The sequence below is a fragment of the Rhodovulum steppense genome, from assembly GCF_004339675.1.
GTDB classification, from domain to species: Bacteria; Pseudomonadota; Alphaproteobacteria; order Rhodobacterales; family Rhodobacteraceae; genus Rhodovulum; species Rhodovulum steppense.
This window is the reverse complement of sequence record NZ_SLVM01000003.1, coordinates 1-20668: the sequence shown is the minus strand read 5'-3', so window position 1 is coordinate 20668 and position 20668 is coordinate 1. Positions and strand designations below refer to the sequence as shown.

At 66.5% G+C, this 20668-nt stretch carries 23 protein-coding genes; 14 read left to right on the top strand and 9 right to left on the bottom strand.

The genetic code is table 11. From position 1 onward, the window contains the following. Positions 1-62 precede the first annotated feature (62 nt). The gene (locus tag EV216_RS02360) at positions 63-395 is read left to right on the top strand and encodes a DUF1491 family protein (RefSeq protein ID WP_132693458.1); all 333 of its coding nucleotides are present in this window, start codon (positions 63-65) and stop codon (positions 393-395) included. A gap of 58 nt (positions 396-453) precedes the next feature. Then, positions 454-1179 carry a DNA repair protein RecO gene (gene recO / locus EV216_RS02355; protein WP_132693654.1) on the top strand — a complete coding sequence of 242 codons (726 nt, stop codon included), beginning with the start codon at positions 454-456 and terminating at the stop codon, positions 1177-1179. Positions 1180-1238: 59 nt separating this feature from the next. On the opposite strand, the gene EV216_RS02350 is transcribed toward recO, so the two are convergent. Further along, on the bottom strand, positions 1239-2924 hold the full coding sequence (locus EV216_RS02350; protein WP_132693457.1) for an acyl-CoA dehydrogenase family protein: 1686 nt from the start codon (positions 2922-2924) through the stop codon (positions 1239-1241). A 166-nt stretch (positions 2925-3090) separates the two neighbouring features. On the opposite strand from EV216_RS02350, the gene EV216_RS02345 reads away from it, so the two are divergent. Beyond that, positions 3091-3852 (top strand): sulfite exporter TauE/SafE family protein, encoded by a 762-nt coding sequence (locus tag EV216_RS02345; protein ID WP_132693456.1) that lies wholly within the window; start codon positions 3091-3093, stop codon positions 3850-3852. A 66-nt stretch (positions 3853-3918) separates the two neighbouring features. Here EV216_RS02345 and EV216_RS02340 read toward each other — a convergent pair whose 3' ends face one another. After that, entirely contained in the window at positions 3919-5517 is a 1599-nt protein-coding gene (locus EV216_RS02340) for a phosphoenolpyruvate carboxykinase (RefSeq protein ID WP_132693455.1), read from the bottom strand. A 335-nt stretch (positions 5518-5852) separates the two neighbouring features. On the opposite strand from EV216_RS02340, the gene EV216_RS02335 reads away from it, so the two are divergent. The 7 genes from EV216_RS02335 to EV216_RS02305 all read left to right on the top strand — a co-directional run bounded on the left by EV216_RS02335 (position 5853) and on the right by EV216_RS02305 (position 11263). Continuing rightward, positions 5853-6554 carry a response regulator transcription factor gene (locus EV216_RS02335; RefSeq protein ID WP_132693454.1) on the top strand — a complete coding sequence of 234 codons (702 nt, stop codon included), beginning with the start codon at positions 5853-5855 and terminating at the stop codon, positions 6552-6554. A gap of 29 nt (positions 6555-6583) precedes the next feature. After that, positions 6584-8287: a sensor histidine kinase gene (locus tag EV216_RS02330; RefSeq protein ID WP_132693453.1), complete on the top strand. Its 1704-nt coding sequence runs from the start codon at positions 6584-6586 to the stop codon at positions 8285-8287. A gap of 9 nt (positions 8288-8296) precedes the next feature. Then, on the top strand, positions 8297-8728 hold the full coding sequence (locus EV216_RS02325; RefSeq protein ID WP_132693452.1) for an HPr kinase/phosphorylase: 432 nt from the start codon (positions 8297-8299) through the stop codon (positions 8726-8728). Then, positions 8728-9654 (top strand): RNase adapter RapZ, encoded by a 927-nt coding sequence (rapZ, locus tag EV216_RS02320; RefSeq protein WP_132693451.1) that lies wholly within the window; start codon positions 8728-8730, stop codon positions 9652-9654. The genes EV216_RS02325 and rapZ overlap by 1 nt, the downstream gene beginning before the upstream one ends. After that, on the top strand, positions 9651-10043 hold the full coding sequence (locus EV216_RS02315; protein ID WP_132693450.1) for a PTS sugar transporter subunit IIA: 393 nt from the start codon (positions 9651-9653) through the stop codon (positions 10041-10043). Before rapZ ends, EV216_RS02315 begins: the two co-directional genes overlap by 4 nt. Before the next feature lie 9 nt (positions 10044-10052). Continuing rightward, positions 10053-10331, top strand: coding sequence for an HPr family phosphocarrier protein (locus EV216_RS02310; RefSeq protein ID WP_132693449.1), 279 nt, complete (start codon positions 10053-10055; stop codon positions 10329-10331). 71 nt (positions 10332-10402) lie between these two features. Continuing rightward, the gene (locus tag EV216_RS02305; protein WP_132693448.1) at positions 10403-11263 is read left to right on the top strand and encodes a lysophospholipid acyltransferase family protein; all 861 of its coding nucleotides are present in this window, start codon (positions 10403-10405) and stop codon (positions 11261-11263) included. A gap of 100 nt (positions 11264-11363) precedes the next feature. Here EV216_RS02305 and EV216_RS02300 read toward each other — a convergent pair whose 3' ends face one another. Next, positions 11364-12239 (bottom strand): 3-hydroxybutyryl-CoA dehydrogenase, encoded by an 876-nt coding sequence (locus tag EV216_RS02300; protein WP_132693447.1) that lies wholly within the window; start codon positions 12237-12239, stop codon positions 11364-11366. 150 nt (positions 12240-12389) lie between these two features. On the opposite strand from EV216_RS02300, the gene EV216_RS02295 reads away from it, so the two are divergent. After that, on the top strand, positions 12390-13223 hold the full coding sequence (locus EV216_RS02295; protein WP_132693446.1) for a DUF6473 family protein: 834 nt from the start codon (positions 12390-12392) through the stop codon (positions 13221-13223). A gap of 57 nt (positions 13224-13280) precedes the next feature. Here EV216_RS02295 and EV216_RS02290 read toward each other — a convergent pair whose 3' ends face one another. The 4 genes from EV216_RS02290 to EV216_RS02275 all read right to left on the bottom strand — a co-directional run bounded on the left by EV216_RS02290 (position 13281) and on the right by EV216_RS02275 (position 16610). Next, positions 13281-14207, bottom strand: coding sequence for an electron transfer flavoprotein subunit alpha/FixB family protein (locus EV216_RS02290; RefSeq protein WP_132693445.1), 927 nt, complete (start codon positions 14205-14207; stop codon positions 13281-13283). A 1-nt stretch (position 14208) separates the two neighbouring features. Beyond that, a complete protein-coding gene (locus tag EV216_RS02285) occupies positions 14209-14970 on the bottom strand; it encodes an electron transfer flavoprotein subunit beta/FixA family protein (RefSeq protein WP_132693444.1) in 762 nt (253 codons plus the stop codon). 158 nt (positions 14971-15128) lie between these two features. Next, entirely contained in the window at positions 15129-15701 is a 573-nt protein-coding gene (locus EV216_RS02280; RefSeq protein ID WP_132693653.1) for a cob(I)yrinic acid a,c-diamide adenosyltransferase, read from the bottom strand. A gap of 78 nt (positions 15702-15779) precedes the next feature. After that, positions 15780-16610, bottom strand: a complete 831-nt coding sequence (locus EV216_RS02275; protein WP_132693443.1) for an SDR family oxidoreductase — start codon at positions 16608-16610, stop codon at positions 15780-15782. A 53-nt stretch (positions 16611-16663) separates the two neighbouring features. On the opposite strand from EV216_RS02275, the gene EV216_RS02270 reads away from it, so the two are divergent. After that, the gene (locus tag EV216_RS02270; RefSeq protein WP_132693442.1) at positions 16664-18973 is read left to right on the top strand and encodes a DNA topoisomerase IV subunit A; all 2310 of its coding nucleotides are present in this window, start codon (positions 16664-16666) and stop codon (positions 18971-18973) included. A 6-nt stretch (positions 18974-18979) separates the two neighbouring features. Here the strand turns inward: EV216_RS02270 and EV216_RS02265 are convergent, their stop codons facing one another. Then, entirely contained in the window at positions 18980-19318 is a 339-nt protein-coding gene (locus tag EV216_RS02265) for a type II toxin-antitoxin system PemK/MazF family toxin (RefSeq protein ID WP_132693441.1), read from the bottom strand. Then, a complete protein-coding gene (locus EV216_RS02260; protein WP_132693440.1) occupies positions 19305-19664 on the bottom strand; it encodes a hypothetical protein in 360 nt (119 codons plus the stop codon). Before EV216_RS02260 ends, EV216_RS02265 begins: the two co-directional genes overlap by 14 nt. Positions 19665-19836: 172 nt before the next feature. Between EV216_RS02260 and EV216_RS02255 the strand changes: the two genes are divergently transcribed. Together EV216_RS02255 and EV216_RS02250 are read left to right on the top strand one after the other, a co-directional pair. Next, positions 19837-20457 (top strand): hypothetical protein, encoded by a 621-nt coding sequence (locus tag EV216_RS02255; RefSeq protein WP_132693439.1) that lies wholly within the window; start codon positions 19837-19839, stop codon positions 20455-20457. A 118-nt stretch (positions 20458-20575) separates the two neighbouring features. Further along, the coding region (locus EV216_RS02250; RefSeq protein WP_132693438.1) for a GTP-binding protein at positions 20576-20668 on the top strand (93 nt) is incomplete at its 3' end.

Sequence of the window (20668 nt, the reverse complement as noted above, 5' to 3'; positions counted from 1 at the left end):
TTTCGTCTGAGGGCGTGTCGGCGTCAACCTAGCGTGCGTGGCGGCAGGGGCCAGAGGCCAGCATGTCGCCCCGCCTGAGCGCCGAGTTCTGGGTGCATGCCTATCTGGCCCGGCTGCGGCTTGCGGGTATTCCGGCTTTCGTCGTGGCCCATGGCGACGACACGGCAGGCGCGGTTCTGGTCAAGCTGAACACGCTGGACGGCCAGGCGCGGGTGTTTCAGCGTTCCTTCGATCTGTCCAGCGGCGACCGGGTCTGGATCGTGCTGGCCGAGGGCGACGAACGCGCGGTGGATGCGGCCGTGGCCCGCCAACGCGGCTTCGATCCCGATCTGTGGGTGATCGAGGTCGAGGATCGGGACGGCCGGCATCTTCTGGACGAGCCGGGTTTTTCGTGACGGGCCGCGGGATCTGGGTATTTTTTTCCAAGAAGAAGGGGAAGGGCGCGCGCGGATGATCGAGTGGCAGGACGAGGGCGCGGTGCTGGGGGTACGGCCCCATGGCGAAAGCGCAGCCATCGTCGAGCTGTTCACCGCCCGGCATGGCCGCCATCTGGGCGTGGTGCGGGGCGGTGCGGGGCGGCGGCTGGCGCCCGTGTTGCAGCCCGGCACGCAACTGTCCGTGAACTGGAAGGCGCGGCTTGAGGATCATATCGGCGCCTTCACCGTCGAGCCGGTCCGCAGCCGTGCGGCGCATGTGATGGGGGATGCGCGCGCGCTGGCGGGGCTGAACGCGATCACCGCGCTGTTGTCCTTTGCCCTGCCCGAACGGGCGCCGCATCCCGGGCTTTACGCCCGCTCGGTGACGTTGCTGGACCTGCTTGGCCATGCCGATGCCTGGCCGCTTGCCTATCTGCGCTGGGAACTTGCGCTGCTGGACGAGATGGGCTTCGGGCTGGATCTCACGCGCTGCGCGGTCACGGGCGATCGCGACGATCTGGTTCATGTCTCGCCGAAAACGGGCCGCGCGGTCAGTGCCACGGGGGCGGGCGAATGGGCGGATCGTCTGCTGCCGCTGCCGCCCTGCCTGTTGGGGCAGGGTCCGGTGCGGGCGCATGAGATTGCCGAGGGCCTGCGCCTGACCGGGCATTTCCTGGAGAAATGGCTGGCGCCCGCGATGGGCGACAAGCCTCTGCCCGGCGCCCGGGCGCGGCTGGTCGGGATGCTGGGCCGGGAGGTATAGCTCCAAAAGAAAAGGCCCCGGCGCTGTGGCCGGGACCGGTCCCTTGTTGCGGCGGGGCGTCAGCCCAGCAGGCGGCGCGCGATCACCTGTGCCTGGATCTCGGCGGCCCCCTCGAAGATGTTCAGGATGCGCGCGTCGCACAGGATGCGGCTGATCGTGTATTCCAGCGCGAAGCCGTTGCCGCCATGGATCTGCAAGCCGTTATCGGCACAGGCCCAGGCCACGCGGGCGCCCAGCAGCTTCGCCATCCCGGCCTCGAGATCGCAGCGCTGGTCGTGGTCCTTTTCCCAGGCCGCGAAATAGGTCAGCTGGCGGGCCACCATGATCTCGACCGCCATCATGGCCAGCTTGTCGGACACCCGCGGGAAAGCGATCAGCGCCTTGCCGAACTGCTTGCGGTCCTGGGCATAGCGCATCGAGACATCCAGCGCCGATTGCGCGACGCCGATGGCGCGGGCGGCGGTCTGGATGCGGGCCGATTCGAAGGTCTGCATCAGCTGCTTGAAGCCCTGTCCCTCGACCCCGCCCAGAAGGTTCTCGCCCTTGACCTTGAAGCGGTCGAAGCCGAGCTCGTATTCCTTCATGCCGCGATAGCCCAGCACCTCGATCTCGCCGCCGGTCATGCCCTCGGTCGGGAAGGGGGCTTCGTCGGTGCCCGGGGTCTTTTCGGCCAGGAACATCGACAAGCCGCGATAGTCGCTGGTCGCCGGGTCGGTGCGGGCCAGAAGCGTCATCACATGGGTGCGCGCGGCATGCGTGATCCAGGTCTTGTTGCCGGTGATCTCGTAATCCTCGCCCACCTTGACCGCGCGGGTGCGCAGGGAGCCAAGATCCGAGCCGGTATTGGGTTCGGTGAAGACGGCGGTGGGCAGGATCTCGGCGCTGGCGAGTTTCGGCAGCCAGTGCTGTTTCTGTTCCTCGGTGCCGCCGCACAGGATCAGTTCGGCCGCGATTTCCGAACGGGTGCCCAGCGAGCCGACGCCGATATAGCCGCGCGAGAGTTCCTCGGAGACGACGCACATCGACGCCTTGGACAGGCCAAGACCGCCGAATTCCTCGGGGATGGTCAGCCCGAACACGCCCAGTTCGGCCATCTCCTCGATGATCTCCATCGGGATCAGCTCGTCCTTGAGGTGCCATTCATGGGCGAAGGGTTCCACCCGGTCGACGGCAAAGCGGCGGAACTGTTCGCGGATCATTTCCAGTTCCTCGTCGAGGCCGGTGGCCCCCACGGTCACATTCGCCGCCTGTTCCTGCATCAGCACGACCAGCCGTGCGCGGGCAGCGGGGCTGTTGGCGCCCTCGATCAGCGCCGTCACCTCGGGCGTGTGGAAGGCATGGCGATCCTCGGCCGATACGCCGATATCGCCCAGACGCACGATCTCGCCCTGGCTCATCGGGATGCCGCCGGCGATCTGGGCGAGGTATTCGCCAAAGGCGATCTGAAGGATCAGTTGCTCGACCTCGCCGAACCGGCCCTGCTCGGCCAGCCGCTCGGCCCAGCCCTGCATCTGCTTCAGCGCCTGTTCGTAGGTCGCAAGCCAGGCAAGACCATGGGCGGCGTGCTGATGCGTCTCGACCAGGCTGCCCGAGATGCGGTCGCCTTCGGTGACGCGGGGCAACAGCGCGGCGCGCGCGGCCTCTGTCACCGCCTCGACCGAGGCAAGCGCTGCGCGGGTCAGGATCGTCAGATCGGCAAGGATGGCGCTGTCCGACATGGGCATGTCCTGTCCGTCATGGGGCATGAATCGTCTCCTTCAATCGGGCTTGGGGTGACATAGGGCCTTCGCAGGTGCAGCGCAACAAAAATTCAATTTCCATGGGTCTGGTGAAGGATAATGTCTGCCGGATTTTGCCGCTGCAGCGCCCCGCGATCCACGTTATAGGCCGGACAACAGGCAGGGAAATGCCATGGTCTTCGGTCTAGATCCCCATCTTTTCGCCGCCGCTTTCGGCGTCGCGCTCTTTGCGGGGCTGGTCAAGGGGGCGGTGGGCTTTGCCATGCCGCTGATCCTGATCTCGGGGCTGTCGAGCTTTCTGTCCACCGAGCTGGCGCTGGCGGGGCTGATCCTTTCGACCCTTGTGACGAATGTGGCGCAGGCGTTCCGGCAGGGGGCGCGGGCGGCATGGGCGTCGGTCGTGCAATACCGACTGCTGATCGGCTGCGTGGTGCTTGCGATCGCGGCCAGCGCGCCCCTGGTCAACGTGATCCCCGCCCGGGCGATGCTTCTGCTGCTGGGCGTGCCGATTGCGGCCTTCACGATCTCGCAGCTGCTTGGCCGACAGCTGATCCTGTCCGCCCGCCACCGGGCGCGGGCCGAGGTGATGACGGGGCTGGCCGGGGGGTTCTTCGGCGGGATTTCGGGGGTCTGGGGGCCGCCGGTGATCGCCTATCTGCTGAGCTTCGACACCGCCAAGGCCGAGATGGTGCGCGTGCAGGGGGTGGTCTATCTGCTGGGCGCGGCGATGCTTCTGGCCGCGCATCTGGGCTCGGGCGTGCTGAACGGCACGACCTTGCCCTTCTCGGCCGCGCTGGTGGTTCCGGCGATGCTGGGCACGATGCTGGGGTTCCGGTTGCAGGACCGGCTGAACCCCGACAAGTTCCGCAAGGCGACGCTGGTGGTGCTGACGGTCGCGGCGCTGAACCTGATCCGCAAGGGGCTGATGGGCTGACGCAGGGCGCAGGAAAAAGGCCCGGTCGCGGGGACCGGGCCATGTGCTTCCACGGCGGAACCGGGATCAGCCGATCGCGGCTTCCTTCACGTCCTGGTCGATGAAGGGCAGGTACTTGGCGAAGTTTTCCGAGAACATGCCCACCAGTTTCCGTGCCTGCGCATCATAGGCCGCGCCATCGGCCCAGGTGCGGCGCGGGTCCAGAAGCGCGTCGTCCACGCCCGGCACCGACAGCGGGACCTCGAAGCCGAAATTCGGATCCTTGCGGAACTCGGCATCGTTGAGCGTGCCGTCCAGCGCGGCGGCCAGCAGGGCGCGCGTCGCCTTGATCGGCATGCGCGAGCCGGTGCCATAGGCGCCGCCGGTCCAGCCGGTATTCACCAGCCAGCAGGTCGCGCCATGGGTCGCGATCTTCTCGCGCAGAAGCTGGCCGTAAACCTCTGGCCGACGCGGCATGAAAGGCGCGCCGAAGCAGGTCGAGAAGGTGGGCTCGGGCTCGGTCACGCCCTTTTCGGTCCCCGCCACTTTCGAGGTGAAGCCCGACAGGAAGTGATACATCGCCTGCGCCGGGGTCAGCCGGGCGATCGGCGGCAGCACCCCGAAGGCGTCGCAGGTCAGCATGATGATGTTCTTGGGATGCCCGCCCAGCGCCGTGTCGGACGCGTTCGAGATGTAGTGCAGCGGGTAGGCGCAGCGCATGTTCGCCGTCAGGCTGTCATCCTCGTAATCCAGCGCCAGCGTGTGCGGATCGAAGACCATGTTCTCGATCACGGTCGCGAACTTGGTCGTGGTGGCGAAGATCTCGGGCTCGGCCTCGGCGCTCAGGCTGATGGTCTTGGCATAGCAGCCGCCCTCGAAATTGAAGGTGCCCTTGTCCGACCAGCCATGCTCGTCATCGCCGATCAGCGTGCGCGAGGGGTCGGCCGAAAGCGTGGTCTTGCCGGTGCCCGACAGCCCGAAGAACACCGCGGTATCGACCGGGTTGCCGGTGGCGTGGTTGGCCGAGCAATGCATCGGCATGATGCCCCTGGCGGGCAGGATGTAGTTCAGCAGCGTGAAGACCGACTTCTTGATTTCACCCGCATATTCGGTGTCGGCGATCAGGATCAACTTCTTGGCAAAGTTCATCGCGACCACGGTCCGGGTGCGGCAGCCATGGTGTTCGGGGTCGGCCTTGAAGGAGGGGCAGTTGACGATGGTGAACTCGGGCACGAAGCTGTCGAGTTCCTCGAGCGCGGGGCGGCGCAGCAGGTGGCGCGAGAACAGACCGTGCCAGGCCATCTCGGTGATCACGCGCACGTCGAGCCGGTGGGCGGGGTCGGCGCCGGCATAAAGGTCCTCGACGAAGACCTCGCGGCCCTTCAGATGCGCCAGCATGTCGGCATGCAGGCGGTCGAAGGCCTCGGGTTCCATGGGCCGGTTGTTGTCCCACCAGATCGTATCCTCGACATCCGCGGTGCGGACCACATGCTTGTCCTTGGGCGAGCGGCCGGTATGTTCGCCGGTGGTCACGAGGAAGGCGCCGCCCTGGCCCAGATGCCCCTCGCCGCGGGTCAGTGCCGCTTCGACAAGCGCCGGTTCCAGCAGGTTGTAATGCACCTTGCCGAGCCCGGTGATGCCTTGATCCTCAAGGCGATGAGCCGGGTTCACCCGTCCGATTTCCATCTCGCACACTCCATGACGCCGCGTTGGTCGGTGGCGCGGCTATATCATGACGTTTCCATGAAGCAACAGGCGGGGAAAGGACGTTAGCGCAATCATATGACATTGAGCGCGTCGTTAGCGCAATCATCCTGCGCGCCGCCCGGATTGTCCCCGGAATGCGCGGCAGGATCGGGGCAGGATCGGACGGATTAGCATTCTGTCAGGGTTTTCCGCGTTCAGTAGTGCCACGAGATCGCCGTGATTCGGAGGTAGCCACCGGGTCGGCGGCGCCGATCCGGAAAGAACAGCGCCGACAATCAGGCATATCTGACCCTGAGAAGAACAAGGAATACCCCATGTCGAGGATTGCGCTCGTTGACGATGACAGGAACATCCTGACCTCCGTCTCCATGACGCTTGAGGCCGAGGGCTTCGAGGTGGAAACCTACAATGACGGCCAGGCCGCGCTGGACGCGTTCAACAAGCGCCTGCCCGACATGGCGGTGTTCGACATCAAGATGCCCCGCATGGACGGGATGGACCTGTTGCAGCGCGTCCGCCAGAAATCCAGCATGCCTGTGATCTTCCTGACGTCCAAGGATGACGAGATCGACGAGGTTCTGGGCCTCCGGATGGGGGCCGACGACTATGTGAAGAAGCCGTTTTCCCAGCGCCTTCTGGTCGAACGGATCCGCGCGCTGCTGCGCCGCCAGGAGGTGATCGCCTCGGATTCCGGTCCCTCGCCCGAAGAGAACAAGGTGCTGGTGCGCGGTAAGCTTACCATGGACCCGCTGCGCCATGCCGTGACCTGGAAGGGTCAGAACGTCTCGCTGACGGTGACCGAATTCCTGCTGTTGCAGGCGCTCGCCCAGCGCCCCGGTTTCGTCAAGAGCCGCGACCAGCTGATGGATGTGGCCTATGACGATCAGGTCTATGTCGATGACCGGACCATCGACAGCCACATCAAGCGGCTGCGCAAGAAGATGCGCCAGGGCGATCCGGATTTCTCGGCCATCGAAACGCTTTACGGCATCGGCTATCGTTACAACGAAGAGTGACTTGAGAAACCCATAGCCCGGGGGCGGCCTTGCGGGACACCAGTCGAACTTCCGACGGAGACGTCGCGCTTGCCGAGCGATGGAACGTCCAAGGCGTCGGGCCTGAGCGTGCAGGCCGCGCCCGGCGCCAGGGCCGCGGCTTCGTCCTGCTGAAACGCTCGCCGCTGGCGCGCAAGATCATCGCGTTCAACCTGATCGCCCAGATAGTCCTCGTCTCGGGTGTGCTCTACCTCAATCCCGCCCGTGACAGCCTGCTTGGCCAGCGCGAAAGCGGCATGGTCGCCGAGGCCGCATTGGTGGCCGATGTGTTCGAGTTGCAGATGACCCCCGGCGCGCCAGTCGACCTGGTCTCGGGCGACGGGGTGGACGTTGCCGCGACGCTTGCCGCACTTGACCTCGCAGCCGGCGCGGACGTGTTCGTCTACGACGCGACCGCCGCTTTCCTCGGCCATGCCCGGGGCGCCTTCAGCCCTGGCTGGCCGGTAACCCCTTACGATGACAAGCAGCCGATCACCCGACTGACCGATTTCCTCAATATCGTCTGGGAGGGGTTGGCCCGCATCACCGGGTCGGATCGCACCGCGCCGGGCCTTGTCGATCCGCAGGACCGGCTGCGTTCCCAGGTCGACCGGACCCTTGAGGCGGGCGCCCAGGTCGAGACCGGGATGGACGAGCGCGGCCTCACCACCTTTACCGTCACGATGCCGATCGTCCATGACGATCTGACCGTCGGGGTCGTCGCCCTGACCTCGGCCTCCGGCGAGATCGACCGGTTGCTGCGGATCGAGCGCGAGCAGGTCCTGCAGGTCTTCGTGATTGCCATCGTGGTCTCGATCGGCCTCAGCCTCGTGCTGGCCTCGACCATCGCCAACCCGCTGGCCGAGCTTGCCGCCGCGGCCGAGATGGGGCGCGACCGCAATGCCCGCAAGGTGAACCCAGGGCGCGTGCGCATCCCCGACCTGACGGCCCGGCCCGACGAGATCGGCCGCCTGTCGGGCGCGCTGCGCGGCATGATCACCGCGCTTTACGACCGGATCGACGCGAACGAACAGTTCGCCGCCGATGTCGCGCACGAGATCAAGAACCCGCTCGCCTCGCTGCGCTCGGCCACAGGCACGATGCGGCTGGCCAAGCGCGACGACCAGCGCGCCCGCCTACTCGACGTGATCGAGCATGACGTGCGACGTCTCGACCGGTTGGTCAGCGACATCTCGAACGCGTCGCGGCTCGATAGCGAACTCGTCAAGGAGGAAGAGGAGACCTTCGATCTTGTGCGCCTGCTGCGTCGGCTGACCAGCCATCTGGGCAAGGAAGCACGCGAGAAGGGGGTCGAGTTCATCGCCGACCTGCCGACCGACACGATCACCATCAACGGGCTTGAGGGGCGGCTGGCGCAGGTCTTCGTCAATCTCATCACGAACGCGGTCTCGTTCTGCGAGGCGGGCGATGCGGTGCGGGTCTGGGCACGCACCCGCGACAACCGTGTGCTGGTGGTGGTCGAGGATACCGGACCGGGCATCCCCGACCAAGCGCTGGCCAAGATCTTCAACCGCTTCTATTCCGAACGGCCCGCGGGTCAGTTCGGCAATCATTCCGGCCTCGGCCTTGCGATTTCCAAGCAGATCGTCGAGGCCCATGGCGGCGTGATCTGGGCCGAGAACATCCGTCCCACCGCCGCCGATCTCACCTCGGAACCGCTCGGCGCCCGCTTCGTCGTTGGCCTGCCGCTCTAGGGGGCGACGATGAACACCCCGCCGCCCACGATCACCCTGCATGCAAGCTGCGTCGCCATCGGCGCGCGGGCGGTGCTCATCCTCGGCCGTTCGGGCGCGGGCAAGTCGGCGCTGGCGCTGCAAATGATCGCGCTGGGCGCCCGCCTTGTCGCAGACGACCGCACGATCCTGACCGCCGTGCCCGAAGGCCTGATCGCGACCGCGCCCGAGACGATCCGCGGCCTGATCGAGGCGCGCTTCGTCGGCCTGCTGCGCGCCGATCCCTGCGACGCGGCCCCCGTCGCGCTGGCCGTCGATCTGGACCAGGCCGAGACCGAGCGCCTGCCCACCCGGCGCGAAACGCGGTTTCTTGAACATCCCGTGCCCTTGCTTCACCGGGTCGATCGGCCATATTTCGCTTCAGCGATCCTGATCCACCTGACCCACGGCCGCGCCGAGTGATGCCCGATGCCCTCCTGAAAGACCAAGGCCCCGCCGTGCAGCGCGTCGTGCTGGTGACCGGCGCCTCTGGCGCGGGCCGTTCGACGGCCCTGAACGTGCTCGAGGATCTGGGCTTCGAGGCGATCGACAACCTGCCTATCTCGCTGATCCCGCGGCTGCTGGAAGGGCAGCCGCCGCGTCCGCCACTGGCGCTGGGCGTGGATATCCGGACCCGCGACTTTTCCGCGCGCGCGTTGGCCGACCTGATCGGCCATCTTGCGGCCGCGCCCGCGATAGAGGCGGATGTGGTCTATCTCGACTGCCGCCCCGACGTGCTGCTGCGCCGCTTTTCCGAAACGCGCCGCCGTCACCCGATGGCGCCCGCCGAAAGCCCCGCCGAGGGTGTCGCGCGCGAGCTTGACCTGCTGGGGCCGATCCGCGACCTCGCGACGATCCTGATCGACACCTCGGACCTGACCATCCACGAGTTCCGCGCCGAGATGGCCGCACGGTTTGCCGTGGGGGGCGCAGCACCGCTTGCGGTGTCCCTGCATTCCTTTTCCTACAAGCGGGGCATGCCGCATGGCCTCGACATGACCTTCGACTGCCGCTTCCTGAAGAATCCGTACTGGGAGGCCGCGTTGCGTGCCCGCGACGGCCGCGACCCGGAGGTGCGCGCCTATATCGCTACGGATGCCCGCTATACCCCCTTTGTCGAGCGGCTGACTGAACTGGCCGGATTCGTGCTGCCCGCACATCGAGAGGAGGGACGCAGCCATATCTCGATCGGGCTCGGCTGCACCGGCGGGCAGCATCGCTCGGTCGCGGTGGCCGAAGCGCTGGCAAAGAGGCTTGCGGCAACCGGATGGCAAGTGTCTATAAGGCATAGAGAGCTGGAGCGGCGGGTGCAGGGCGTGTCCGCCCAGGCAACGGGAAGGGGCGCGTGATCGGAATCGTCATCGTCGCGCATGGCGGGCTGGCCCGCGAATACCTGGCGGCGGTCGAGCATGTCGTCGGCCACCAGCCGGGCATGCGCGCCATCTCGATAGAGCCCGATGACGACCGCGCCTCGAAGCAGGACGAGATCTGCCGTGCCGCCGACGAGGTCGATACCGGCGACGGGGTGGTGGTGGTGACAGACATGTTCGGCGGCTCGCCCTCTAACCTGTCGATCCGCGCCTGCGTGCCCTCGGACCGGCGCATCCTTTACGGCGCCAACCTGCCCATGCTGATCAAGCTGGCGAAGTCGCGGCGGCTGAGCGTGGGCGAGGCCACCGCCTCGGCGCTGGCGGCAGGACGGAAATACATCGACAGTTTCGACGCGGGCGGGTTCTGAGGGGTGCATATGGGTGGAAGCGTGAGTCGGCGGCTGGAGATCGTCAACGAGAAGGGTCTGCATGCCCGCGCCTCTGCCAGGTTCGTCGAATGCGTCGAACAGCACGATGCCCAGGCCGAGGTCCGCCGCGACGGGATGAGCGCCTCGGGCGACTCGATCATGGGCCTTCTGATGCTGGCCGCCTCCAAGGGCACGTCGATCGAGGTGACGACCAGCGGCCCCGAGGCCGACCGGCTGGCCGATGCACTTGCCCGCCTCGTCGCGGATCGCTTCGGCGAAGACATGTGACCCGGCCAAATCCCCAAAAGGCCGCCGCGGCCCGGCGAATGGCAACCGCCGCGCGTCCCGCCGGGGCTGTCATGCGTGATATCGGCCGGGGCGACGACGCGCAACCGGTTGACGGCGGTCCCTACGAGTCGCGGCGGCTGTCCTATGCCAATTCCTTCACGAATCCGGTGCAGATCCGCACGATCCGGACGATGGAATTCATGACCGGCAAGCTGCGCCTGCTGCGCCTGATCCGGCGGTTCGAGGCGATGGGCCTGCCCGAGGGGCAGCTGTTCTGGAAACAGGCGCTTGACGTGATGGGGATCGAATTGCGCACGCCGCCCGCGCAGATCGCCAACATCCCGCCCGAGGGGCCGCTGGTCGTCGTGGCCAACCACCCGCATGGTCTGGTCGACGGCATGGTTCTGGCCGAACTGATCGGTCGGGTGAGGACCGATTACAAGATCCTGACCCGCTCGCTTCTGACCGGGGTGAGCGAGGTCGCGGAATTCTTGATCCCGGTGCCCTTTCCGCACGAGACCGATGCGCTGGAGCGCAACCTCGACATGCGCCGCCGGGCGATGGCGCATCTGGCCCGGGGCGGTGCGATCGCGCTGTTTCCCTCGGGCGTGGTCGCCTCGTCGCAGACGATGTTCGGCCCCGTGATCGAGGCCGAGTGGAACCCATTCACCGCGAAGATGATCCAGCGTTCCGGCGCGCGCGTGGTGCCGATCCGCTTTCCGGGGGCGAATTCGCGCTGGTACCAGATGGCTGCCCAGATCTCGCCGACGCTGCGCCAGGGGCTGTTGCTGCACGAGGTCTGCCATGCGCTGAACCGGCCGCAGGCGCCGGTGATCGGCCCGGCCATCGGGCGCGACGAGATCGAGCCCTGGGCGGACAACCCGCGCGGCTTCATGGCCTGGCTCAGGGAGCGCACGCTGGCGCTGGGATGAGGCGTGATCCGGTTGAGCGCCTGCGGCGCACGCCTTCTGGCACTTCGTGCGGTTTTTCGGGTGTTTTCCCCAAGAAGAAGAGGCCGTGCCGGGGGGGCAATCAGCGGGTCGGCACCGGGATTTCGCCGCGATAGTCGTAGAAGCCGCGCTGGGTCTTGCGGCCCAGCCATCCGGCTTCGACATACTTGGTCAGCAGCGGGCAGGGGCGGTATTTCGTGTCCGCAAGCCCGTCATGCAGCACGTTCATGATCGCAAGGCAGGTGTCGAGCCCGATGAAATCGGCCAGTTCCAGCGGCCCCATCGGGTGGTTCGCGCCCAGCTTCATCGACTGGTCGATCGACTGGACCGAGCCCACGCCCTCGTAGAGCGTATAGACCGCCTCGTTGATCATCGGCATCAGGATGCGGTTGACGATGAAGGCGGGGAAGTCCTCGGCCGGGGCCGCGGTCTTGCCCAGCCGTTCGACCACGGCCAGAAGCGTGGTGTAGGTCGCCTCGTCGGTGGCGATGCCGCGGATCAGTTCCACCAGCTGCATCACCGGCACCGGGTTCATGAAATGCAGGCCCATGAACCGTTCCGGCCGGTCGGTGCGGCTGGCCAGCCGCGTGATCGAGATCGAGGAGGTGTTCGAGGTCAGGATCGTTTCGGGTCGCAGATGCGGTTGCAGATCCTCGAAGATCGCGATCTTGACGGTTTCGCGTTCGGTCGCGGCCTCGATGATCAGGTCCGAGGGGCCGAGTTCGCTCAGCGTCGTTGTCGTCGCGATCCGCGCCATGGCTGCGTCCTTGTCGGCCTCGGCGATCTTGCCGCGCGCGATCTGGCGGTCGAGATTGCACCCGATCATCTCGCGCGCGCGGGCCAGTGCATCCAGCGAGATGTCGTGGATCGTGACATCGAAGCCCGCGAGGGCAAAGACATGGGCGATGCCGCTGCCCATCTGGCCCGCCCCGACAACCCCGACCGTCCTGATTTCCATGGAAGACCCCCGCGCTGCTGGCGCGACCTTAAGGTGCGGCTGCATCCGCGCGCAAGGTGGAGGGATGCTTAAAATGCAGGATTTAGCTAGTTCGAAACCCTGAGCGGCCACTGTCGGTGCAGGTGAGTCGGAAAGGCGAGCGGCAGGGATATGAGTTTCGAGAAGGCTGGCAACGGGGCGATGTCCTTCGACACATGCCGATACGGCAGTTCGAGGCTTCTTTTCCGTGGCCCCAGGCAGGATCTCGACCGACCCTATTGCGCGGTAATCGGCGGCACCGAAACCTATGGCAAGTTCATCCCCACGCCCTTCGCTACGCTGCTCGAGCAGGCGGTCGGGATGCCGGTCGTCAATCTGGGCTGCGTGAATGCCGGCCTCGACGTCTTTGTGAACGATTCCACAGTGATGGAGGTGGCGGCTGGGGCGCGGGTGACGGTGATTCAGGCGCTGGGCGCGCACAACATGTCGAACCGCTTCTACGTTGTGCATCCGCGCCGCAACGACCGCTTCCTGCGCGCCTCGGCGATGCTCAAGGCGCTCTACCCCGGCATCGACTTCACCGAATACCATTTCACCCGCCACCTTCTCGGCGCGCTGAGGGAGAAATCTCCCACCGCCTTCGAGATCGTCGTTGCCGAATTGCAGATGGCCTGGCAGGCGCGGATGCGGATGCTGGCGACGCGGCTTCCCGGGGCCAAGGTGCTGCTGTGGCTCTCGACCCGCCCGCCCGAGGGCGAGCAGCATGTCTGCGGGCTGGGCGACGATCCGCTTTTCGTGACCCGGCACATGCTGGACACGGTGCGCCCTTATTTCAACCAGGTGGTCGAGGTCACGGATTGCGCCGAGGCGCGGGCCTCCGGCGCGCCGGGCATGTTGGTCGGCGAGCTTGACGCCCCGGCCGCCGCCATGCTGCCCGGTCCTGCCGTTCATGGCGAAGTTGCCGAGGCGCTGCAGCCGGTGCTGCGCGACCTGCTTGCCGACTGACCCCCGGACAGCGAAAAGGCCCGCCTGGGGCGGGCCTTTGCTGCCGGGATGGCGGGATCAGAGCTTTTCGATCAGTTCCGGCACCGCGTCGAACAGATCGGCGACAAGGCCGTAATCGGCGACCTGGAAGATCGGCGCCTCTTCGTCCTTGTTGATCGCCACGATCACCTTGCTGTCCTTCATCCCCGCAAGGTGCTGGATCGCGCCCGAGATGCCCACCGCGATGTAAAGCTCGGGCGCCACGACCTTGCCGGTCTGGCCGACCTGCCAGTCGTTCGGCGCATAGCCCGAATCGACCGCCGCGCGCGAGGCGCCGACCGCGGCGCCCAGCTTGTCGGCGAGGCTTTCGATCATGCGGAAATTCTCTTCCGAGCCGACGCCGCGCCCGCCCGACACGATCACCCCGGCCGAGGTCAGCTCCGGCCGGTCGCTGGCCGCCGCGCTGTCCTCGACCCAGGACGACAGGCCCGGATCGTCCGCCGGTGCCACCGCCTCGACCGGGGCGGCGGCGCCGTCGCCTGCGGCCTCGAAGGTCGAGGTGCGGATCGTCATCACCTTCCTGGCATCCGTCGTCTGCACGGTCTGGATCGCGTTGCCCGCATAGATCGGCCGCTCGAAGGTGACGGCATCGACCACGCCCACGACATCGGTGATCACCATCGCGTCCAGCAGCGCGGCGACCCGCGGCATGACGTTCTTGGCATCGGTCGTCGCGGGCGCCGCGATATGCTCGTAGCCATCCGCCAGCGAGACGATCAGCGCCGCGGTGGGTTCCGCCAGCCGGTGGCCGTAGCGCGGATCCTCGGCGCAGAGCACCTTGGCCACGCCGTCGATGGTCGCGGCGGCCTCGGCGGCGGCCTTGGCGTGGGCCCCGACGCAAAGTACGGTCACCTCGCCCAGGCCCTTGACGGCGGTCACGGCCTTGGCGGTCGCGTCGCGCTGCAACTCGCCATTGGTCACTTCGGCAAGAAGAAGAACGGCCATGTCAGAGCACCCCCGCTTCGTCTTTCAGTTTCGCGATCAGCTCGTCGACCGAGCCCACCTTGATGCCCGCCTGCCGCTCGCGCGGCTCGACGGTCTTGACCACGGTCAGGCGCGGCGTGATGTCGACGCCGTAATCGGCGGGCGTCTTTTCATCCAGCGGCTTCTTCTTGGCCTTCATGATGTTGGGAAGGCTCGCATAGCGCGGCTCGTTCAGGCGCAGGTCGACGGTGACGATGGCGGGCATCTTCACCTTGATCGTCTGCAGGCCGCCATCCACCTCGCGGGTGACGACGGCATGATCGCCCTCGATCTCCAGCTTCGAGGCAAAGGTGCCCTGCGCCCAGCCCAGAAGCGCGGCCAGCATCTGGCCCGTCGCGTTCATGTCGTTGTCGATCGCCTGCTTGCCGGCCAGCACGAGGCCCGGCTGTTCCTCGTCGACCACCGCCTTCAGCAGCTTGGCGACTGCGAGAGGTTCGATGTCCTGATGGATGTCGTCGGAGACGACGATCAGAATCGCGCGGTCCGCGCCCATCGCCAGCGCGGTGCGCAGCGTTTCCTGCGCCTGCTTCACGCCGATCGAGACCGCAACGATCTCTTCGGCCTGGCCCTTTTCCTTCAGCCGGATCGCCTCTTCGACGGCGATTTCGTCGAAGGGGTTCATCGACATCTTGACGTTGGCGAGATCGACGCCCGTGCCGTCCGCCTTGACGCGGACCTTCACGTTGTAGTCGATCACCCGCTTGACAGGCACGAGTACCTTCATCGGCGTGTGTCTCCTTGGCTATCGCAGGCCCCGGAACCGGGGCGGCTCAATCGTTTCGCGACGTGTTAGCGAGTCTGAAACCGGGACAACAGACCAAAATCGACGCGACAGGATGTTTCGACGTCGCGTCCCCCGGCTTTTCGATTGTTGCACAGGGTTCAGCGGTTGGCCCCCGGCACCCAGAGAACGTCGGCGCTCCCCTTGTCGTTTGCCACGCGTGCGGCGACGAAGAACCAGTCCGACAGTCGGTTCAGATATTTCACTGCCATCGGGTTCACCGATTCCATCGTGGCCAGTTCCACCGTCTCGCGTTCGGCCCGGCGGACCACCGTCCGGCACAGGTGCAGATGCGCAGACAGCGCCGACCCGCCGGGCAGGATGAAGCTGCGCAGCGGTGCGAGGTCGGCGTTCATCGCGTCAATCTCGGCTTCCAGCCGGGCCACCTGGCTTTCGATCATGCGCAGCGGCGGATGCGTGGCTTCGGCGTCCTTGTGCAGGTCGGGTCGGCAGAGATCGGCGCCGAGATCGAACAGATCGTTCTGGATCGCGGCGAGGCGGGCATCCATCTCGCCTGTCGCATGCATCCGCGCCAGACCCACGGTCGCGTTGGCCTCGTCCACGGTGCCATAGGCGGTCACCCGCATCCCGTGCTTGGCCACCCGGCTGCCATCGCCCAGCGCGGTTTCCCCGTCATCGCCCGTCTTGGTATAGATCTTGTTCAGAACGACCATCGCGCCCCCCTTCTTCATGCATCCGTCTCTTGCCCCCCGCGACATAGCGGGTTCCGACCGCAAAGCGAACCCGCCCTGTCAGCCTTTCGCCACGATCCAGTCCAGCGCCGCGGTGGGCAGCGCCCGGCGCAGCGCGGCCATGATCCAGGTCGGCGTGGTCACGAAATAGCGCGCGCGGGGGCGGGGGTGTTCCAGTGCGTGGATCAGGCGGGCGCTGACCGCTGCGGGCGGCAGTTCGAACCGGTCGGGGGGGCGTTTCTCGTAAAGCCGCTTCAGCAGGGTTGCGCGGTACTGCTCGGCGCGCGCGCTGGCCTGCCAGTCCACCCAGCGTTCGAAATGCGGGATGGAATTGGCGCGGATGCGCGTCGCGATCGGCCCCGGCTCGATCAGGATCACCTTGACGCCCGTATCCCGCATCTCCAGCCGCAGCGTGTCGGTCAGCCCTTCCAGCGCGAATTTCGTCGCCACATAGGCGCCGCGCCATTTCATCGGCACGAAGCCCAGCACCGAGGAACAATTGACGATCCGGCCATGGCCTTGCGCCCGCATCGCGGGAATCACCCGCCGCGTCAGGTCATGCACGCCGAACAGGTTCACCTCGAAGATCTCGCGCAGCGCGCCGCGCGGCAGATCCTCGACCGCGCCGGGGCAGGCGAAGGCCCCGTTGTTGAACAGCGCGTCAAGCGTGCCGCCGGTGCGCCCCAGCGCCTCGTCCACCGCCGCGGCGATGCTGGCCTCGTCGGCATAATCGAGGCGGAAGCTTTCCAGCCCCTCGGCGCGCAGCCTGTCGCAATCGGCTTCGGCCCGACAGGTGGCAAAGACCCGCCAGCCGCGCGCGTGCAGGGCGTAAGCCGCGTCATACCCGATGCCCGACGAGCATCCCGTGATCAGGACCGATCTCTGCGCCATGCGTTAACCACTCGCCTCTGGACCACGCCTATGCGCCGCTTTACACAACATCCATGACGGATTCCACCGACGACCCCAAGATGGACGTGCCGCCCTTGGCCGAGCCGCTGCGCCGCGCGATCGGCGAGCGTTACCTGACCTATGCGCTCTCCACCATCATGGACCGGGCGCTGCCCGACGCCCGCGACGGGCTGAAGCCGGTGCATCGGCGGATCCTTTACGCGATGCGCGAATTGCGCCTCAGCGCGACCGGGGGCTTCCGCAAGTCGGCCAAGATTTCGGGCGATGTGATGGGCAACTATCACCCCCATGGCGATGCCGCGATCTACGACGCAATGGTGCGCCTCGCGCAGGAGTTCAACGTCCGCTATCCGCTGGTGGACGGGCAGGGGAATTTCGGGAATATCGACGGCGACAACGCCGCCGCCGCCCGCTATACCGAGGCCCGCCTGACCGCCGCCGCCGAGGCGTTGATGGAGGGGCTGGCCGAGAACGCGGTCGATTTCCGCCCCAACTATGACGGCACTCTCGAAGAGCCCGTGGTCCTGCCCGCGGCCTTCCCGAACCTGCTGGCGAATGGATCGTCGGGCATCGCGGTCGGCATGGCCACCAATATCCCGCCGCACAATATCGACGAACTGGTCGGCGCCTGCCTGCATCTGATCAAGACGCCGGATGCCCGCGACGAGACGCTTCTGACCTACATCCCCGGTCCCGATTTCCCCACTGGCGGCGTGATCGTCGAGCCGAAGGAGAACATCGCCCAGGCCTATCTGACCGGGCGCGGGTCGTTCCGGCTGCGCGCGCATTGGCAGGTCGAGGATCTGGGCCGCGGCACCTGGCAGATCGTCGTGACCGAGATCCCCTATCAGGTGCAGAAATCCCGCCTGATCGAGCGGATCGCCGACCTGATCCAGACCCGGAAGCTGCCGATCCTGGCCGATATCCGCGACGAAAGCGCCGAGGACGTGCGCCTGATCCTGGAGCCGCGGTCGCGCAATGTGGACCCCGAGGTTCTGATGGGGATGCTGTTCCGCAGCTCGGACCTGGAGATCCGCTTCAGCCTGAACATGAACGTGCTGATCGACGGGCGCACGCCCAAGGTCTGTTCGCTCAAGGAGGTGCTGCGCGCCTTCCTCGATCACCGCCGCGACGTGCTGATCCGGCGCAGCCAGCACCGGCTGGAAAGGATCGACCACCGGCTTGAGGTGCTGGAAGGGCTGCTGATCGCCTTCCTCAACCTTGACCGGGTGATCGACATCATCCGCTACGACGACGAGCCCAAGCCCGCCCTGATGGCCGAGGACTGGTCGCTGCGCCGCCCCCGCGCCACCAACGAGCGCGATTACGTCTCGCCGCTGCCCGCGACGGGTCCGGGGCAACTGACCGAGGTGCAGGCCGAGGCGATCCTGAACATGCGGCTGCGCTCGCTGCGGCGGCTGGAGGAAATGGAACTGAACGCCGAGCGCGACGCGCTGATGGCCGAACGCGCCGGGCTTCAGGATCTGCTTGGCAACGAGTCCGTCCAATGGGCGAAGATCTCGGATGAACTGCGCGAGGTGCGCGAGAAATTCGGTCGCAAATCCCCGGGCGGCGCGCGGCGCACCCGTCTGTCCGAGGCCGCCGAGGCTCCCGAGATGCCCATCGAGGCGATGATCGAGCGCGAACCGGTGACGGTCGTCTGCTCGAAGATGGGCTGGATCCGCGCGATGAAGGGGCATCTGGCGGATGGAACCTCGCTGAAATTCAAGGATGGCGACGAAGGCCGGTTCCTGATCGCGGCCGAGACCACCGACAAGCTGATCCTGTTCGGCGCGAACGGGCGGTTCTACACCTTGCCGGTGGCGCAACTGCCCGGCGGGCGCGGCATGGGCGAACCGGTGCGCCTGATGGTCGATCTGCCCAACGAGTCCGAGATCGTCGCGCTGATGATCCACCGCCCCGGCGAGCGTCTGCTGGTCGCCTCCAGCGCGGGCGACGGATTCCTTGTGCCTGCCGACGAGGTGCTGGCCCAGACCCGCGCGGGCAAGCAGGTGCTGAACGTCAAGGCGCCCGAAACGGCACGGATCTGCCGCATCGTGGCGGGCGATCACGTCGCCTGCGTCGGCGAGAACCGAAAGGTTCTGGTCTTCGCGCTGGACGAACTGCCCGAAATGGCGCGCGGCAAGGGTGTGCGGTTGCAGAAATACAAGGATGGCGGCCTGTCGGATGCCACCACCTTCACGCTGGCCGACGGCCTGTCCTGGCGCGACCCGGCCGGGCGCACCCGCACCGAGGCGGACCTGTCCGAATGGCTGGGCAAGCGCGCCGGAACCGGCCGAATGGCCCCGCGCGGCTTCCCGCGCGACAACCGTTTCACCTGAGCGCGGTCAGCCGAGCAGCATCCTGGCAAGCTGACCCTCCGCCTTGAGCCGGTCCAGAGCAGCGAGCCGCCCGAGTGGCCGAACGAAAAGATCGTTCGGGATCGTGACGAGGCGGAAGCGGAGGATGCAGGGCGTGTCGAGCCCCGCCGACTGAAGATCGGAAATCTCGATATCCGAGGGCCACACCGTCGCCTTCGCGGTGGTGATCATGGCCACCAGGGTCGCGCCGTTTTCGGAATTGAACGAGGCGGCGGACAACACGGTGACGGGTCGCCGTTTCAGGACCGGGATTTCGGCGAAGGGGAACGGGACGACGGCGGTGTCGAATCGTTCAAAGACCGGCAAAGGCGGCCTCGTCCTCGGGGCTGGTCCACTCGACCATCAAGGCCGAGGCGGCGCCCGAAAGGTCGTCCGCCATGGTGACCGTGCGGACAGTGACCACTTTTCCCTTCTCTGTCTCGAACCATCCGAGCCAAACGTCCTTCATTGGTCCGACGGGCCTCAGACCGTTGACCATGCGACCGTCCCGGCCGGTCCGCATCCGGCGCCAGCGTCCGACCACATTTTGGACTTCGAGCGCGATCTCTTCCTCGCTGTCGAGGGCTTCGAGCCGGGCGCGAAGGGCGGCACTGTCGACGTGCTTGAACCACATCGTTACATCTTCGACTTTGGTGTGTGCGATATGGGTCATTATGGGGTCTCCATGATATGATGTAGACCCTATGTGGACCCCCTCTCTCCACAGGTCAACATCGGCTTAAGCTGGCTTGCTTCCCGCGCGACAACCGCTTCAGCTGAGCCGGGCGTTGCGCGCCGTCCTGCGCTGCGCTATCCCGGGCGGGGTTTGCGACATTGGGGGGATCATGTTCCGCGCCGCTTCCGTTTTCCGTCCCGCGCTGCTGATCGGTGGGCTTTGGGTCCTTTCCGCCTGTGCCGCCAAGGATCCGATGGACAGCCCCGCCGAACCGCTCGGCGATTTCAGTCTCGGCTACACCATCGTCGTCGCCGACAATGCCAAACTGGTGCCGCCCAGCCGTTCCGCTACCCCCGAGGAATGGCAGGCTGCGCTGAAACAGGCGCTGGAACGGCGCTTCTTGCGCTACGAGGGCGACAAGCTCTATCATTTCGGCATCAATGTGGACGGCTATGCGCTGGCCGTGCCCGGCGTGCCGGTGGTTGCCGCGCCGAAATCGGCGCTGGTGATCTCGGCCAATGTCTGGGACGATGCGGCCAAGGCCAAGCTGAACGAAGAGGCCGAGCAGATGACCATCTTCGAGGGCATGTCGGGCGAGACCGTCGTCGGCTCCGGGCTGACCCGCAGCAAGGACCAGCAGATGCAGGTTCTGGCCGCGAACGCCGCCTGGCGGATCGAACGCTGGCTGGTCGAGAACCGCGAGGCCTGGTTCGGCTACGACCCGGCCGCCGAGGCGCCCACAGCTGCCGCCGCCCCGCTCGACGAGGTGTCGGCCGCGGTCCTCGAGTGACCGCTGCGCACCCGGCTGCAAGGCAAGTGGCGCTTGATTTCTCGCAAGCCAGCGACTAGAGAGCGCGCGATGTTGAATCGGGCCGTTGGCGGCCCCCTAATCAATGAGGCGCCCGGCCATGGGTAAGGCAAAGTTCGAACGTACGAAACCGCATGTGAACATCGGGACGATTGGTCACGTTGACCACGGCAAGACGACGCTGACGGCGGCG

Bases quoted from the DNA above. Each gene is read 5' to 3' on its own strand.
- EV216_RS02360 (WP_132693458.1), top strand. From the start codon at position 63: ATGTCGCCCCGCCTGAGCGCCGAGTTCTGGGTGCATGCCTATCTGGCC.
- EV216_RS02350 (WP_132693457.1), bottom strand. From the start codon at position 2,924: ATGCCCCATGACGGACAGGACATGCCCATGTCGGACAGCGCCATCCTT.
- EV216_RS02345 (WP_132693456.1), top strand. From the start codon at position 3,091: ATGGTCTTCGGTCTAGATCCCCATCTTTTCGCCGCCGCTTTCGGCGTC.
- EV216_RS02340 (WP_132693455.1), bottom strand. From the start codon at position 5,517: ATGGAAATCGGACGGGTGAACCCGGCTCATCGCCTTGAGGATCAAGGC.
- EV216_RS02335 (WP_132693454.1), top strand. From the start codon at position 5,853: ATGTCGAGGATTGCGCTCGTTGACGATGACAGGAACATCCTGACCTCC.
- EV216_RS02325 (WP_132693452.1), top strand. From the start codon at position 8,297: ATGAACACCCCGCCGCCCACGATCACCCTGCATGCAAGCTGCGTCGCC.
- rapZ (WP_132693451.1), top strand. From the start codon at position 8,728: ATGCCCGATGCCCTCCTGAAAGACCAAGGCCCCGCCGTGCAGCGCGTC.
- EV216_RS02310 (WP_132693449.1), top strand. From the start codon at position 10,053: ATGGGTGGAAGCGTGAGTCGGCGGCTGGAGATCGTCAACGAGAAGGGT.
- EV216_RS02305 (WP_132693448.1), top strand. From the start codon at position 10,403: ATGCGTGATATCGGCCGGGGCGACGACGCGCAACCGGTTGACGGCGGT.
- EV216_RS02300 (WP_132693447.1), bottom strand. From the start codon at position 12,239: ATGGAAATCAGGACGGTCGGGGTTGTCGGGGCGGGCCAGATGGGCAGC.
- EV216_RS02295 (WP_132693446.1), top strand. From the start codon at position 12,390: ATGAGTTTCGAGAAGGCTGGCAACGGGGCGATGTCCTTCGACACATGC.
- EV216_RS02290 (WP_132693445.1), bottom strand. From the start codon at position 14,207: ATGGCCGTTCTTCTTCTTGCCGAAGTGACCAATGGCGAGTTGCAGCGC.
- EV216_RS02285 (WP_132693444.1), bottom strand. From the start codon at position 14,970: ATGAAGGTACTCGTGCCTGTCAAGCGGGTGATCGACTACAACGTGAAG.
- EV216_RS02280 (WP_132693653.1), bottom strand. From the start codon at position 15,701: ATGGTCGTTCTGAACAAGATCTATACCAAGACGGGCGATGACGGGGAA.
- EV216_RS02275 (WP_132693443.1), bottom strand. From the start codon at position 16,610: ATGGCGCAGAGATCGGTCCTGATCACGGGATGCTCGTCGGGCATCGGG.
- EV216_RS02270 (WP_132693442.1), top strand. From the start codon at position 16,664: ATGACGGATTCCACCGACGACCCCAAGATGGACGTGCCGCCCTTGGCC.
- EV216_RS02260 (WP_132693440.1), bottom strand. From the start codon at position 19,664: ATGACCCATATCGCACACACCAAAGTCGAAGATGTAACGATGTGGTTC.
- EV216_RS02255 (WP_132693439.1), top strand. From the start codon at position 19,837: ATGTTCCGCGCCGCTTCCGTTTTCCGTCCCGCGCTGCTGATCGGTGGG.